Origin of the sequence: Bacteroides sp. AF20-13LB (assembly GCF_003603065.1) — a bacterium.
Lineage (GTDB): Bacteria > Bacteroidota > Bacteroidia > Bacteroidales > Bacteroidaceae > Bacteroides > Bacteroides uniformis.
On the sequence record NZ_QTMH01000019.1, the window covers coordinates 1 to 15,966 of the forward strand.

Consider the following 15,966-nt stretch of genomic DNA (forward strand, 5'->3'; position numbering starts at 1 on the left):
ATTTTTGTTCGCAGCGAAGATAGAGGTTGCAATCAATAGCCATTTTTTGACTGCTTACCATCTAAATAAAGTATTAACTTTACATATTTGCTGATTCAAATCAAAATCAGATAATCTATGCCTTAATTTAGTGGATATCAACAAAGAATGTTCTGACGCTTTACAAATTGCTTCCGAAAAAGAATTTATATCCAATGAAGCCACATATCCAAACTCTCCATTACACAATACTTCTTCAGCACCTACACAAGGAGAGGAAACAATATTTCTTTCTAAAATTAAAGCTTCTATTATTACAGTCGGTAATCCTTCATATAGGGAAGATAAAACAAATACGTCACAGGATTTTATTAAAGGATATGGATTTTCTTTAAACCCTAAAAAATGTACATAATCTTGCAATCCCATATCATCTCTCAGTTTTTCCAACTCAACTTGTAAAGGCCCCACACCTAAAATCCATAATGTAAAATTTCCCTTGTTCAACAATAAAGGCATACACTCAATCAAAAATCGATGATTTTTACCTTTGTCAATCCTACCTACAGCCAATAAATTTATTCTATCCCGACTAAATGGTACATTAATATGTACATTTGATTTTTGTATAATATCAGAAATATCAATAGGATTATATAAAACAATCGATTTATTTTTGACAGCAGGGCATAAATTTATCAATGTCTTTTGACAAGCTTTAGAAACACATACTATTTGATTTAAAGAAGGAAGGTCACGAAAATATCTCCGCTTATTAGTTGTTTTACAGTAGGTATGCTTTATTAAATCTGTATGTAGCCAAGCCACTCTTTGCGCAGTAGCAGGAGCTTTAAATAAAATTCTGGTAGCAGTATCCTCTCTAAAAGCAATATAACAATCGTATAGTTTCCTTATATGAAAGATATAGAACAAGCTAGGAAACGTTAGTAAAATACGTCTCTTAATTTTATTTATTAGCAGATTTGAATCCCCCAAAGCAGAATATAAACATATATTCCGAGGAACACTATCAAGATAAACACCCTCTCTATTTATTAAAAAAAGATCTACATTATATTTTTTTGCATCAAGATGTTGAAGTATTGTTATCAATATCCTTTCTGCTCCACCACCTTTCAAATTATCTATAATGAATAAAAGATTTTTTTTCATGACCTACTTTTATCTTTAATATATAATAAAATTCCTAAGAAACAGGCTATTATAAAAGTCCATCTTCTATTTATAGCTTCTTTATATATATTCCTAAAACTTTTTCCTGCAAATAGACTATAACGCACATAACTTGCAGCATTAATAACATAGTTAGTAAATGATAAATTAAAATAATTCCTCTCATTTATATACAGAGCATAACCATTAGGATTTCTTAAACACAGATGTCTGTATTTGCTAGACAGACCATCTCTTTGATAATCTTTTATTTCTAAACTTCGCTTAATACAACATATTTTATATCGCAAAGAAATTCTATTTAAAACCAATGCTTCTGTTACAAAGAATTCATTCTCAAATTCAGGGAATGGATATTCTTTCAAAATACGAGTATAATAAATTAACCCTTTATCTCCTTTTACTGACAATGAATTGTAAAGGTTATAATGTGAAACAACCAACTCGTCTACAGGTAGCGAAGTTCCTATTAGATTTCCATGTAAATCTAAAGAATTACATGAAAATCCTGCTATCCAAGGATTATCCTTATGTATCAAATGATATGAATAAATTATTTCTAGTGCAGTTTCAATATAATAATCGTCAGAATCTAAACAAATAAAGATTTCCCCTTTAGCTATCTGCACTGCTCTATTAAATGCACGATGCTTTCCCCCATTCTCCTGCTTCAAATATACAATGGAAATTTTATTTGTATTTATCCATTTCTGAACTATTTCTTCTGTATTATCTGTGGAACCATCATCCACAATAATCCATTCAAAACTACGTAATGTTTGTTTACACAAATATTCATAGGTACGTCCTATAGTATTCGCTCTATTGTAAGTCGGAGTAAATACACTAAAGAGAAATTCCATATTTTTCCATTAAACAATTAACATCTGAAAAAAGTAAACTATTACTTCTTATCCATTCCTCATCCATATTCCACCACTTTAATTTTAACAAAAAATCTATTTGATTCTGCTCAAAGCGCATTCTAATACATTTAGCCGGTACTCCACCATAAATTGAATAAGGCGGTATATCTTTAGTTACAATAGAATTTGCTCCTATTACTGCACCATCACCAATTGTAACTCCATTTACAATAGTCACATTAGCACCAATCCATACATCATTTCCAATAGTAACTATAGCAAACTGGTCATACCTATCTTCTAAAAGGAACTTTCCTTTTAAAAATAACCTCGGAGAAGTCGTAACGTTCTTTTCTACTGGATGATTACCCAAGCCAGCTACGACATTAGGACCTATTGAACAAAACTTTCCTATATGGCAACAATGTATAATAGAGTTATAATTTACATATGAATAATCTCCAATAATAGAATTACTGAAAATAACGCGAGCTGAAAAAGAACAATCACAGCCTATAACAGTATTTCCTAATAATTGTACATCTCGTCCTATATTGACAGTCCTTCTCCTAAAGAGTCTCATAAACCGATTTATGAAATTCATCATATTATACCATATTTTTTACAATAATACCATCTCTGTAAAGTTTCAAAGAAAACAGATATTACCAATGATATAGATAAAGTATATATATTTAAACAATCAATAATTCCCAAAAACATTATTACGAACAAATACACGAACATACTATAAAACATATTGACAATAACATCTTTTACATGATTGTGACTTATTAATATAACAGTTCCAAGAAAATAACTTAAATGGCGATATATAAACAGAGTTCCCAACATCCAATACACAGGAATTGCCATTAGCATATCATTATTAAAAAATAAAAGAATAAATGATTTCAAAGAACATCCAACAATAAAATATAATAAAACTCCTATTACAGTAGTATATATTAAAAGTTTACGGGCAAATATTTTATTAGCATTTTTATTATAATATGGAAATACAACATTACTTATTGTATAAAATATAGTAGATAATACATTTACTATTTTTTCTACAAAATCATAATAAGCAACTTCTCCCATTCCCAAAACGCTACCAATAACTATAGTATTAGTCCTATCTTTCACTATACCTGTTATTGACGTTAAGAGAAGTTTGGTTGAATCTTTTGTATGATAAAATATAGTCGCTAAAGACTGCCATCTAAACTTAATTTTAAATTTATATATTAGTATATATATGGCTATAAGAGATGTAATAATAGCTCCAATGCCATTTATAAGTGGAACCAATAAATAATCTTGCGGTGTAGTGACCCATATAAATATCAATAGAATAAACACTACACGTCCTATGAAAGAAAAAATTGCAATATATTTCATTTTTTCTATACCTTGAAAAAACCATATAGGAAATAAACATTCATAAATACATTGCCACATTGAAAAAATATATAATAATTTATATTCTCGAATTTCAGGAAAAAGAAATATTAAAAATAAGAATCCAAATACTATAATTAAAAGCAAGGTTTTTACAATATATACCACACTAACTATTTCGTTTATCTTCTTTGAATCTTCTCTATTAATGCTAATATATTTCGTAGCTGAGATATTAAATCCCCAGTTTACAAATATTGCTAAATAACTAACTATTGCCTGAGAATATATGATTACACCATATAAATTTTTTCCTAAAGTATTAATTAAATAAGGATATGTAACAAGTGGTATCAATAAATTACATATCTGTAATAAAGTTAGATAGCCAAAATTTTCAATTAAGGTTTTATACCTATATATATAGTCAGATATATTTTTCACTTTGCAAATTAACATCATCGTAAGCACTCAATCACTTTGGACTCTTCTGAAAATAAGTAAGCAGTCATTTTAGACCTGAAAAGGTTTAAAAGTAAGCACTCAATACCTTTTTCCCTACTGAAAATCAGCGAGAAAGGGAATTGGTCTTATTATATTTGACTTCGATTTAACTTAATTCAAACCGAAATGCCTGATGGAATCAGCATTTCGTAGTTCTTGTTTCCTGACAATAGTTCACGGAATACATGTATAAGATATCCCTTGATATCCGAGAGGTACATCTTGGCCGTTTCGATAATGGTATAGAAAGTCATTGCCACATTGACACCCTCCTCACTGCTGAAGTGAAGAGAATTATTTCGCGATACGGCAAAGGGACGTATCGCACGTTCCGCCACCATGTTGTCTATCGTGTAGTCGCCCCAGTGGCGATATTTAAGCAGGTCATCCCAGCCGTTCAACATATAAGCCAAAGCTGTCTCCATCATTTTACCGTAGTGACAGCGTTTATCCTGCTGAAGTTCCAATACCTGTTTCCTCAAGCCTTTCAATATCTCACTGACATCGGATTTATTTCTTCTTTTCCTTATCTCCCCGAGAGTGAGCCGACGCATCAAACATTCAGCCTCTATCAGATACAACCGCCCAATTTGTTCCACAAACCATGCCGCCTCTTCGTCTTTGGCGATGTCTGCAGCAAGTTTGAACTTTGCCCGGACATGAGAGATGAACTTGGAAACTCCCTCCTTTTGATAGCGTTTCCATAAATTCTTGAAATCCGTGCTGCTTGCCATAAGCATTCGTTTTATCTTTATGGCACAAAAATCTAGCATACGGGGCGGTAAAGCAAATAAACAATTGAGTGCTTACCGTCCATATGGGTAAGCAATAATACGTTATTTTTTGAATCCGGCACCAACTCTCCCTATCCAAAAAGCGATGCAACGCCATCCGCATCCGGATTTCCTTTACCGAAGGTATCAGCTGGCCGGCATTTATATAATTCATAAACTGAGGGACGAGGTCCGAAAGGGAATCTCGTACAGAGTCAGGCATCAGCATGTGCCATTCACCTTTAACATCATCCTCATATGTCAGCACAAGACCGAACTTCTAGAGTTTATAGGGAGTTTTGCGTATTGCGTACCACGTATGCATTGGCACCGACCGTGACAAACTCCTCAAGCAACTGATGTTCCGCCTTGCAAAGAGAATTGCAGATGGCAGCAAGGCTGATATTAGAACCGTATTCCTTATTTTTGATGGTAACCATATTTCCAATTTTAGAAAACAAAATCTTCCACAATATACCTGTCTACATTACGCCTTTCCTTGCTGAAATTCACCCCCACTTTGACAAGACGCCTCCCGTCCAACCTATAAGGAATCAGATACCCTTTTTCATCAATCTGCCGTAAAGCCTCCTCGGCACTGCCGTTCAGTTTAAACTCAAAAACATAAATGGTATCTTTCGTCTTCACCACGGCATCGGCACGACCGTGGGCACTACGGATTTCCGTCTCAACAAATTGTCCCATCAAAGTGAAAACCACATAAAAGACAGCCTGGTAGTGACGTTCCGTATTATCGCTCAAATCGTATGGCATACCGGCAAAAAACACCCGGAGACGTTCCATGAAAGCATCCACATCACCGGAACGGAGTTCACGCATAAACTTGGCTATGTGGAAACCGGTTTCATCATCGGTCACTTCCGTATAATAAGGTACCAGAAAATTCAAGAAACCATAGCGTACCTCATCATTGGGAAAACCCAAAGTGTACAATAAAACATCCCTGTCGTAGTCTTTGATGGTCAGATAACCACTCTGGTAAATCATGGGAAGCGGGTTCTTTACTTCTGCACGATACTCAAAAAAAGCAGAAGCCGTCACTTCAACTCCCTCAATCAAAAGGCGCAAATCATAATCACTCTTTTTCAACAAGTTAGCCAAGTAGGTAGGAGTACCGGTCTGAAACCAGAAATTATCCAAAATCTTCGACTTGCATGCATTCAACACACTGAAAGGATTAAAAACCCCTTCACAATGAGGGTAAAAATGATAACCGTCATACAGCTTCGTCATCCGCTCCAAAGTTGTATCGAAGTCCATCCCATTGGAAACACCCAAACGTTCTATCTCCGGAGTAAACGTTGTGAGCAGTTCTTCCTTAGTAATACCACATAAAGAAGAATAGTCGGGCCATGTACTGATGTCCTGCAACTGATTTAAATCACTGAACACGCTAATCTGCGCAAACTTCGTCACACCCGTCAAAAAAACAAAGCGGAGATAACGGTCGGCACTTTTCAGTACCCCATAAAAGGCTTTCAATATCCGACGATACTCTTCCGTTAACTTTTCATCCGAAAGAGCTTGAAGCAAAGGCTTATCGTATTCATCAATCAACACTACCACTTGCTTACCCGTCTGGGCATACGCCTGCTCTATCACATAGGCAAAACGCTCTTCGGGACTACGCTCCTGCTTTTCCGCACCATATTTCAATTCCCACTTTTCCAGATATTGATTAAGCATGGCTACCAAATCTCCGGCTGTTTCATATTTACGTGCATTCAAGTCCAGATGCAATACAGGGTATTCCTCCCACCGGGTTTCCTGTTTTTCGATGGCAAGCCCGTGAAACAAATCTTTACGTCCTTGAAAGTAAGCTTCGAAGGTAGATATAAGCAAACTCTTACCGAAACGGCGAGGACGGCTCAAAAAATAGGGAGTGGAATTGGATGCTATCTTATAGACCATTGCTGTTTTGTCTACATAAAGATAATTTTCTTCACGCAGCTTTTCAAAAGTCTGTATACCAATTGGCAGTTTACGCATCTGTTCCATCTTATTTCTCTTTTTTAGAAGCTATATGCAAATATACGTTTTTTCTTCAAAGAGAAATCCTATTTATACATTTTTATTCCATTTCCTCCCATGGATAAGGATTATCCACCACATTCTGAAACTCGTCAACTGCTTCCTGCTGCTCGGCAGTCAGTGATGCAACACTCCAAGAAGCAATGATAGAACGGCCTTCGTCGGCCAAAGGCTCATCGAAAACCTCTCCATAACAAGCCGTAAGCAAGCGGAGTTTCAGCAAAGAGGAAGGAAGGGAATCAAGGGTATCCCAGCAACGCCTCAATACCTCCTGCACATGCTGTAGTTTTTCACCATGGTCAATGAACGAGGCACTATACCCCTTCAAGAGAGCAAGACAGACATTTGCCTGCTCCTCCACCGTGGTGCCCCAGGTGCCGGAATTATACAAAGTTGTGGTCAAGCGATAGACTTCGCTGTTACGACGAGACAAATCATCGCTATAGATAGGACTACCGTCCATACCCAAATACATCAGATCGTGCGCGGCACGCTGAAGGAGGAGTGCTTCTTCTAAAAGAGACATGAGTAGTAATTATAAATTAAAGACTAGCGGATTACTTCAATGAGGTCTGGATGGATGGTCGCCATGGCAACGGCAATGATACCTTGTATAGCAATCACTACGCGACGATCACGGGCACCTTTTACTTTTAGAAAAACACCTTCTTGACCCTCGAAGTCGCCACCGGTGATACGGACTTTCGTACCTTTGGAGAGATTCAGTTCTTCGGGTTGGAAATAGAGAAGATGGTCATTGTAGGTACCGGCGACGGCTATGAAACGCTGCATATCATGGTCGGGAATGACTATTTTCCGACCGCTACGGGTATCGGTGATATATTGCAAATAAGTAATTTGAGATTTAAATCGCTGTACTTCGGAAGGACGTGCATGGACAAAAACCAGGTTACGGATGACGGGAACCAAAGCACGGACTTTCCTGCCCCTACGGATACTTATCTTATATTGCATGGGAATGAAACAGCCAAGATTTGCCTTTTCGAGAAGATGCATAGCCTCAAGCTCCCTGCGGTATGTGGCACGCATGGCAAACCAAACTTCGGTCTCTTTATCCATTTCTATTCTTGCTAATTTTACTTAGAAAAAGGTATTCCTTGGGGGCTTTGAACTACTATTACAGAACTGTAGTTCAATCACTTGCGAGCATTTTATGGGAAGTTTGACAAGCACTATGCTCTTCTTGTCAACAGATTCTCTGCGGTTGTTCATTACCTTTTGGTAAGAGACTATAAACGAACGTATTAGAAACAAAAAAGCGTTTTTTAATCGTACGTTTAATGAACGCAAAGATAGAGACGTTTTTTGTAATGGCAAAATGTTTGATAGAAAAATGTTCCTAATAATAAATAATGATAAGTATATTGCATTGAATTTCAGTAGTATATGCAATATATGTAATCAGTTAAAATCTTCTTATTTTTAGCTCTTTGAGTATGTCTTGTATAAGTTCGAAATAGGTGTTTTTTAAACGTACGTTTTTAAAACAGCATATCATCTTATATATCAACCATTTACAACTCACCCTTCACATTTCCCTCCAAAATCCCCTTATTTCTCCCTCACTTTTTACACTTTCGCATTTTTTAACCAGAATAAAAAACAGTTAAACGAACGAAGAATTACACAAATGAAAGAACTCAAAAAAAGAAGCATCTCAACAGTAACGAACAGAGAAGCATGTCGTATCAATCTGATACACAGAAAATAAAAGTAACAAAAGTCAAAGAGCACTGCTCCATAGTGAACGAAAATCTATTGTCAGAACGGGTTTACTACGGAGACCAGACCCATGTTTATGTAGGTTACTTAAGAGCCTTTAAATCAGGCTATTTTGAAGGAACAAATATCAAGAAAATTACAGATATAGCCAAACTATTCGTTGCTTCCGAAAACTTCACAAAGAGAACCAGAGGAGAGCAAAAGCCTTTGACTTACAGTACGATAATCACCGAATTGGAGAAGGTATGGGCCATCATAAAACAGGAAGACACCACACTGATTGACCCATACGGATATGATGTAAGGATAAATCACTGATAGTTCAGTACCTGGAAAGGCAGTAATTTTGCCGCCGTCAGCAACCGGACAGAAGGGCTACACCTTTCTTGTCGGATGGTGTAGCCTCAACAAGGCAAGGGCGTAGCCATCCGTACTGAAAGGAGTAGCCCTTTTTCATTGCTGATTATCATACATTTACTAACCCTAAAAACATAAAAAATGGGAAAAGAAAAAACTGAATTTGAGGAGAAATTTGTATCCAAAACAGAAAAAGCAAAAAAGCTATGGGAAAAACGGATTACGGAAAACACGACATTGAGCATGGAGTCTGTACAATGGATGGCACAACGCATAAATTCCCTATTGGAATACATGCGATACGGATATGCATTGATAGCCTACCGAAAGCAGGACGGCAGCTTCTACATGGGAAGAGGAACCCTTGTTTCCTACGAAAGCGACTTCAAAAAGAAACATGACATGACAAGCATTAAAGCTCACGTAGCCTATTGGGACGCGGAACAACAAGGCTGGCGGACTTTTCTGATTGAGAACTTTATGGAATGGAGACCGATAGTAAACTAACAAAAAAACACCAATATCAAAAGCTATGGAGGCTTATTTACTACATGATGCCAATGCCGGCAGCAACCTAAAATTAATGATTATGATACAAGAAGAAGGTATGAAAGGATATGGCATTTACTGGACAGTGCTCGAATTCCTCAGATTGCAGAACGAATATAAAGCCAGCCTGAAAGTGATTCCCATACTGGCACAAAAAGCAAGGGTGACAACTGCCACACTGAAGCGAATCATCTATGACTATGCGCTGTTCGAGGTGAACGAGACAAGCTTCTCATCCCCCGGACTAAGCCGCCGCATGGAGCCATGGGACGCCCAACAAGAAGCTAAAAAGGAAGCCGGACGTCGCGGTGGACTGGTTAACCAGCAGAGAATCAGGGATGCCAAGACAAGCAGCGCTTTAGCAAATAAACTAAATAAAGAGAATAAAGAAAACCCCTCTCTATCTCCCCAAGGGGAGACGGGAAGAAGGAAGGAGGAGATTCTTCTGACTCCACCGGAGTACACGCTCAACAGACAGACGCATAATTACCAAGGCCTAATGGAAGAACTGGCAAGGCAGAAAGTAACCGACATACACGATTTGAATGCCATCCTGAGACTGACGGATTTTGGAAAACTGGGAGGGAAAATCTGGAAAATCCTATACGAGTTGAACAGCTCACCCCAACTGAAAGCCCGTATCGTGATGCCTGGAAAGTACATACTGAAATTACTCAGAGGTTAGATTTAATAAAAGAAATATAATACTTATCTTTGTGTCCATAACAAAACACCCTAATCATTATGAATCTGAAAAAACTATTTTTTGCTTCCGCCCTGCTCTTTGCTGCATGCGGCACTATCCAGGCCCAGGAAGTCATTGCCCACCGTGGTTTCTGGACTACGGACGGCTCGGCCCAAAACTCCCTTGCCGCACTTGTAAAGGCTGATTCTATCCACTGCTACGGTTCCGAGTTCGACGTTTGGCTCACCACAGACAATCAGCTGGTTGTCAATCATGACGCCACCTTTAAAGGCGTGACTATGCAAGATGCCACAGCCAAGGTATGCACCGCCGTACAACTGGACAACGGCGAACAACTCCCTACCCTGCAACAGTATCTGGACAAGGCAAAAAGCCTGAAAACCCGCCTTATCCTCGAACTGAAAGCCCACAAGACCCCCGAACAGGAAACACGAGCCGTAGAGGGCATCGTAAAAATGATAAAGGACAAAGGGCTGGAGGACCGTACGGAATATATCACCTTCTCCCAACATGCCACCAAGGAGTTTATCCGTCTGGCACCCAAAGGCACCCCCGTCTACTACTTGACCGGTGACCTTACCCCCAAGGAGCTGAAAGCATGGGGTTGTGCCGGTCCCGACTATCACTTCAGTGTCTTCCAAAAACATCCCGAATGGATAAAGGAATGTCACGACCTCGGCATGAAAGTGAACGCCTGGACTGTAAACGAAGCCAAAGACATGGAATGGCTTATCAGCCAAGGAGTAGATTTCATCACAACCAATGAACCGGTAGTGCTGGAAGAAATTTTAAAGAAAAAATAGCCGTTCCTTATACATTTAGAAACAAAAACCAAACAAACCGCTTCATTATGTTCGCAATGGAGCGGTTTATTGTTTTCAAAAAGATAGCAATTAGTCTTATAAAAAATCTTTTTTCTTATTTTGAATCAAACTAAACTTTCACATGGATTACAATTTATATAAAAACAAAGCCATATGCTTTTAAATTGAAAGCCTGACAGTAGATATTCTCATTGAATGAAAGTTTCGCTAAAAAATAATAGAAAATAGATATGCTTTACAGTTAATTATAAAACAAAACGTCGTATATTTGCATCGAAATAAAACAAAAGGATATATTAACCAACTGATAAAGGACAAAATGACAAGAGCTATAAAATTCACCAAGATGCACGGTGCCGGAAACGACTACATTTATGTAGATACGACCCAATATCCTATCAGCCATCCGGAAGAACTTGCGAGGGCATGGAGTGCACCGCATACGGGAATTGGAAGTGACGGTCTGGTACTTATCGGTTCTTCGGACAAGGCCGATTTCAGCATGCGGATATTCAATGCCGACGGCTCGGAGGCCCGGATGTGCGGCAATGCAAGCCGCTGCATCGGAAAATATCTTTTTGACTACGGACTGACCTCCAAAACAGAAATCGCACTCGATACACTGTCAGGTATAAGGATGCTAAACCTGCACTTGGCAGACGGAAAGGTCAACTCTGTAACCGTAGACATGGGCATACCTGCCGACGAACCGGCAGACTACGACGGCAAAGGAGCCAAACCGATGAAAGAACAGCCCATCGAAGTGGACGGAGAACGATATGTAGGGACCACCGTATCCATGGGAAACCCGCATCTGGTAATCTTTGTCAATGATATTGAAGCCATCGACCTTACAGTCATCGGTCCCAAACTGGAGAATCACCCTCTCTTCCCCGGACGCATCAATGTAGAATTTGCCCAGATATTGGGAGAAGGAAAAATAAGGATGCGTGTCTGGGAACGAGGCTCGGGCATCACCCAAGCCTGCGGAACCGGAGCTTGTGCCACTGCCGTGGCAGCCTTCCTCACCGGACGCGCAGGAAGGGAATCCATCATCATCATGGACGGAGGCTCACTCAACATCCGATGGGACATCGCCACCAGGCATGTACTGATGACGGGAGAAGCCACCAAAGTATTCGACGGCAAAATTGAATTAATTGACTAACCACCAACTATCAACCAAGAAAAGATTATGGCATTAGTAAACGAACATTTTTTAAAGCTACCGGGCAGTTATCTGTTTTCAGACATAGCCAAGAAGGTAAATACTTTCAGGATAACACATCCCAAGCAAGAGGTCATCCGTCTGGGTATCGGAGACGTTACCCGGCCACTGCCACCAGTCTGCATCGAAGCGATGCACAAGGCAGTGGAGGAGATGGCTGACGCACGGACATTCCGTGGATATGGTCCCGAGCAAGGATACGACTTCTTGATAGAAGCCATCATCAAGCACGATTACCTTCCACGCGGCATCCACTTCGGTCCTACGGAAATCTTCGTGAACGACGGAGCAAAGAGCGACACGGGAAACATCGGTGACATTCTCCGCCACGACAACAGTGTAGGCGTGACCGACCCTATTTATCCGGTCTATATAGACAGCAACGTGATGTGCGGACGTGCCGGAGTATTGGAAGGAAACGGCCAGTGGAGCAACGTTACCTACATGCCTTGTACCGCCGAGAACGACTTCATCCCGGAGATTCCGGACAAACGAATCGACATTGTCTACCTCTGCTATCCCAACAACCCGACGGGAACCACTCTGACCAAGTCCGAATTGAAGAAATGGGTAGATTATGCGCTCGCCAACGACACGCTGATTCTGTTCGATGCTGCCTACGAAGCCTTCATCCGCGAAGACGACGTGCCCCACTCCATCTATGAGATAAAGGGAGCAAAGAAATGCGCCATCGAGTTCCGCAGCTTCTCGAAAACTGCCGGATTCACGGGAGTACGCTGCGGCTACACCGTTGTGCCGAAAGAACTCACTGCCGCCACGCTGGAAGGCGAACGCATCCCGCTGAACAAGCTCTGGAACCGCCGCCAATCTACCAAGTTCAACGGCACCAGCTACATCACCCAGCGGGCGGCGGAAGCCATCTACACACCGGAGGGACAGCGGCAGATAAAGGAAACGATAGATTATTATATGGACAATGCCCGGACCATGAAGCAGGGCCTTGAAGCGGCCGGGCTGAAAGTCTACGGCGGTGTGAACGCTCCTTACATCTGGCTGAAAACACCCGACGGAACAAGTTCCTGGCGGTTCTTCGAACAGATGCTGTACGAAGCCAATGTAGTGGGCACACCGGGTGTAGGTTTCGGCCCCAGCGGTGAAGGATATATCCGGCTGACGGCCTTCGGCAAGCACGAAGACTGCGTGGAAGCCATGAAGCGCATCCGGAAGTGGCTGAAATAAAAAAACAATTGAATTAGCGAGGTACTTGCTATAATCGAGTCGGACTGATCATCCGGAATTTTTCTAAACTTAAAGGTAAAAAGGTATGAAAACAAAAAGTGTAAAATGGGGAATAATGGCAATGGCGCTGTTATCAATGGCAATGCCTTTCACGGCAAAGGCTCAGGATAAAGTGGAAGCGTCGGCAGGCGTCGACCTCGTAAGCGGTTACGTGTGGCGTGGCCAGGATTTGGGAGGGGTAAGCCTCCAGCCGAGCGCATCCATCGCCTACAAAGGTTTCTCTCTGGGAGCTTGGGGCTCCGTAGGCATCGAGAGTTCGGACACGAAAGAGTTCGACCTCATACTGGGATATTCAACCGGAGGCTTCAGCGTATCGGTGACGGACTACTGGTACAATGTGACCGGAGATGGGGTGACAGCCAAATACTTCCAGTACGGTGCACACAATGCTGCCAACTCACATCTGTTCGAAGCGCAAATCGGCTATGATTTCGGCCCCGTAGCCATAAACTGGTATACCAACTTTGCAGGCGACGACGGTGTTGACAAAGACGGTGACCGTGCTTATTCATCCTACATCTCCGTGGCAGCCCCCTTCACACTGGGCGGACTGGACTGGGCGGCCGAGATAGGCGCTACCCCTTGGGCCACGGACTTCTATGGAGCCAACGGATTTGCCGTATGCGACGTCAGTCTGGGAGTATCAAAAGACATCAAAATCACCGATTCCTTCTCCCTCCCGTTGTTTGCCAAAGCAACCTGGAATCCAAGGTCTGAAGGTGCCTATTTCGTAGTCGGACTAAGTTTCTAAGATGAAAAACCTATGATTTACACACACCGAACGGTAAATCGTAAATTGTCTAATCGTAAATTATTTAAGGTATGAAAAAGATTGAAGCTATTATCCGAAAGACCAAGTTCGAGGACGTGAAGGACGCGCTGCTCGAAGCGGACATCGAATGGTTCTCCTATTATGATGTACGGGGCATCGGGAAATCCAGACAAGCCCGTATCTACCGTGGTGTCATGTACGACACCAGTTCCATCGAACGGATTCTTATCTCCATCGTGGTACGCGACAAGAATGCGGAAAAGACCGTACAAGCCATCATCAAATCTGCACAAACCGGTGAAATCGGCGACGGACGTATCTTCGTCATCCCCATTGAGGATGCCATACGCATACGTACTGCAGAGAGAGGCGACATCGCACTCTACAATGCCGAACAAGAAAGATAACGGGCAGCTACAAACCACAACTAAGAAAATACAATACAACTAAAAGCAACAAGAAATTATGGATAAACTTATTTTAAGTGAACTGACCAACGGACTGAACACTGTATGGATGCTGCTTGCAGCCATGCTGGTATTCTTCATGCAGCCGGGCTTTGCACTGGTCGAAGCCGGTTTCACCAGAGTAAAAAATACGGCCAATATCCTGATGAAGAACTTCGTTGACTTCATGTTTGGCAGCCTGCTCTACTGGTTCATCGGTTTCGGACTGATGTTCGGTGCAGGCGGATTCATAGGAATGCCCCATTTCTTCGACCTCTCGTTCTACGACGGAGGCGGGCTTCCCACGGAAGGTTTCCTGGTATTCCAGACTGTATTCTGCGCAACGGCTGCCACCATCGTGTCCGGAGCTATGGCAGAACGTACCAAATTCTCCATGTACCTGGTTTACACCATCTTCATCAGTGTGCTGATTTATCCCGTTTCCGGTCACTGGACTTGGGGCGGCGGCTGGCTGATGAACGGTGAGGCAGGTTCCTTCATGATGGAAACATTCGGAACAACTTTCCATGACTTCGCAGGTTCCACCATCGTCCACTCCGTAGGCGGCTGGATTGCCCTGGTAGGTGCGGCCATCCTCGGCCCGCGCATCGGAAAATACGGCAAAGACGGCAAGTCAAGAGCCATTCCGGGACATAACCTCACGATTGCGGCACTGGGTGTATTCATCCTTTGGTTCGGATGGTTCGGCTTCAACCCCGGTTCACAGTTGGCAGCAGCCACTACGGACGATGCAAGGGCCATCTCGCATGTATTCCTCACCACCAATCTGGCAGCCTGCGCAGGCGGTTTCTTTGCATTGGCGGTAAGCTGGATGAAATATGGCAAACCCTCCTTGTCTCTGACACTGAATGGCATTCTGGCCGGATTGGTAGGCATCACGGCCGGTTGTGACATGGTTTCTCCTTTCGGGGCGGTAATCATCGGCACCATCTGCGGCATCCTGATGATTTATTCGGTGGAATTCATCGACCGGACACTGAAAATTGACGACCCCGTAGGGGCCAGTTCCGTACACGGCGTCTGCGGTTTCACGGGAACCATCCTCACCGGACTGTTTTCCACCAGTGAGGGACTGTTTTACGGTGCAGGCTGGAGCTTTCTCGGAGCGCAGGTATTCGGTGCACTCGTAGTAGGCGCATGGGCAGCAGGCATGGGATTCATCATCTTCAAAGGACTCGACAAAATCCACGGCCTCCGCGTTTCCAAACGTGTGGAGGAAGAAGGACTCGACATTTACGAACACGGCGAGTCTGCCTACGGTGCATAATGATTTTATATTTTATTAAAC

The 15,966-nt window shown here is 41.7% G+C and carries 18 protein-coding genes; 9 read left to right on the plus strand and 9 right to left on the minus strand.

Annotation, left to right across the window (positions count from 1 at the left end; all coding sequences use genetic code 11):
• Window positions 1-54 precede the first annotated feature (54 nt).
• The 9 genes from DWX62_RS19200 to DWX62_RS19235 all read right to left on the minus strand — a co-directional run bounded on the left by DWX62_RS19200 (window position 55) and on the right by DWX62_RS19235 (window position 7,858).
• Window positions 55-1,152 (minus strand): glycosyltransferase, encoded by a 1,098-nt coding sequence (locus DWX62_RS19200; protein WP_120173096.1) that lies wholly within the window; start codon window positions 1,150-1,152, stop codon window positions 55-57.
• Window positions 1,149-2,036 carry a glycosyltransferase family 2 protein gene (locus DWX62_RS19205; RefSeq protein ID WP_005827587.1) on the minus strand — a complete coding sequence of 296 codons (888 nt, stop codon included), beginning with the start codon at window positions 2,034-2,036 and terminating at the stop codon, window positions 1,149-1,151. The genes DWX62_RS19200 and DWX62_RS19205 overlap by 4 nt, the downstream gene beginning before the upstream one ends.
• Window positions 2,020-2,646 carry a CatB-related O-acetyltransferase gene (locus DWX62_RS19210; RefSeq protein WP_057097879.1) on the minus strand — a complete coding sequence of 209 codons (627 nt, stop codon included), beginning with the start codon at window positions 2,644-2,646 and terminating at the stop codon, window positions 2,020-2,022. The genes DWX62_RS19205 and DWX62_RS19210 overlap by 17 nt, the downstream gene beginning before the upstream one ends.
• The gene (locus DWX62_RS19215) at window positions 2,643-3,887 is read right to left on the minus strand and encodes an oligosaccharide flippase family protein (protein ID WP_165491347.1); all 1,245 of its coding nucleotides are present in this window, start codon (window positions 3,885-3,887) and stop codon (window positions 2,643-2,645) included. The genes DWX62_RS19210 and DWX62_RS19215 overlap by 4 nt, the downstream gene beginning before the upstream one ends.
• Window positions 3,888-4,063: 176 nt before the next feature.
• Window positions 4,064-4,681 carry a transposase gene (locus DWX62_RS19220; protein WP_158562836.1) on the minus strand — a complete coding sequence of 206 codons (618 nt, stop codon included), beginning with the start codon at window positions 4,679-4,681 and terminating at the stop codon, window positions 4,064-4,066.
• A 326-nt stretch (window positions 4,682-5,007) separates the two neighbouring features.
• Window positions 5,008-5,160, minus strand: a complete 153-nt coding sequence (locus DWX62_RS22065; RefSeq protein ID WP_005827578.1) for a hypothetical protein — start codon at window positions 5,158-5,160, stop codon at window positions 5,008-5,010.
• 10 nt (window positions 5,161-5,170) lie between these two features.
• Window positions 5,171-6,739 (minus strand): ATP-binding protein, encoded by a 1,569-nt coding sequence (locus tag DWX62_RS19225; protein WP_057097876.1) that lies wholly within the window; start codon window positions 6,737-6,739, stop codon window positions 5,171-5,173.
• Between the two features lie 73 nt (window positions 6,740-6,812).
• Window positions 6,813-7,298, minus strand: a complete 486-nt coding sequence (locus tag DWX62_RS19230; RefSeq protein ID WP_057097875.1) for a UpxZ family transcription anti-terminator antagonist — start codon at window positions 7,296-7,298, stop codon at window positions 6,813-6,815.
• Between the two features lie 23 nt (window positions 7,299-7,321).
• Window positions 7,322-7,858 carry a UpxY family transcription antiterminator gene (locus tag DWX62_RS19235; RefSeq protein WP_057097874.1) on the minus strand — a complete coding sequence of 179 codons (537 nt, stop codon included), beginning with the start codon at window positions 7,856-7,858 and terminating at the stop codon, window positions 7,322-7,324.
• 615 nt (window positions 7,859-8,473) lie between these two features.
• Here DWX62_RS19235 and DWX62_RS19245 point away from each other — a divergent pair.
• The 9 genes from DWX62_RS19245 to DWX62_RS19285 all read left to right on the plus strand — a co-directional run bounded on the left by DWX62_RS19245 (window position 8,474) and on the right by DWX62_RS19285 (window position 15,945).
• Window positions 8,474-8,833: a hypothetical protein gene (locus tag DWX62_RS19245; RefSeq protein ID WP_057097873.1), complete on the plus strand. Its 360-nt coding sequence runs from the start codon at window positions 8,474-8,476 to the stop codon at window positions 8,831-8,833.
• 180 nt (window positions 8,834-9,013) lie between these two features.
• Window positions 9,014-9,379, plus strand: a complete 366-nt coding sequence (locus tag DWX62_RS19250; protein WP_008664384.1) for an SH3 beta-barrel fold-containing protein — start codon at window positions 9,014-9,016, stop codon at window positions 9,377-9,379.
• 25 nt (window positions 9,380-9,404) lie between these two features.
• Window positions 9,405-10,106, plus strand: coding sequence for a Lin1244/Lin1753 domain-containing protein (locus DWX62_RS19255; RefSeq protein ID WP_005827562.1), 702 nt, complete (start codon window positions 9,405-9,407; stop codon window positions 10,104-10,106).
• Window positions 10,107-10,165: 59 nt separating this feature from the next.
• Window positions 10,166-10,930, plus strand: a complete 765-nt coding sequence (locus DWX62_RS19260; protein WP_005837303.1) for a glycerophosphodiester phosphodiesterase family protein — start codon at window positions 10,166-10,168, stop codon at window positions 10,928-10,930.
• Between the two features lie 340 nt (window positions 10,931-11,270).
• Window positions 11,271-12,119, plus strand: a complete 849-nt coding sequence (gene dapF, locus DWX62_RS19265; protein WP_120173097.1) for a diaminopimelate epimerase — start codon at window positions 11,271-11,273, stop codon at window positions 12,117-12,119.
• 27 nt (window positions 12,120-12,146) lie between these two features.
• Entirely contained in the window at window positions 12,147-13,379 is a 1,233-nt protein-coding gene (locus DWX62_RS19270; protein WP_120173098.1) for an LL-diaminopimelate aminotransferase, read from the plus strand.
• Window positions 13,380-13,464: 85 nt separating this feature from the next.
• Window positions 13,465-14,190 (plus strand): TorF family putative porin, encoded by a 726-nt coding sequence (locus DWX62_RS19275; protein ID WP_055288639.1) that lies wholly within the window; start codon window positions 13,465-13,467, stop codon window positions 14,188-14,190.
• Window positions 14,191-14,261: 71 nt separating this feature from the next.
• Window positions 14,262-14,618 (plus strand): P-II family nitrogen regulator, encoded by a 357-nt coding sequence (locus tag DWX62_RS19280; RefSeq protein ID WP_005827548.1) that lies wholly within the window; start codon window positions 14,262-14,264, stop codon window positions 14,616-14,618.
• 58 nt (window positions 14,619-14,676) lie between these two features.
• Window positions 14,677-15,945, plus strand: a complete 1,269-nt coding sequence (locus tag DWX62_RS19285) for an ammonium transporter (RefSeq protein ID WP_005837308.1) — start codon at window positions 14,677-14,679, stop codon at window positions 15,943-15,945.
• Window positions 15,946-15,966: the final 21 nt, after the last annotated feature.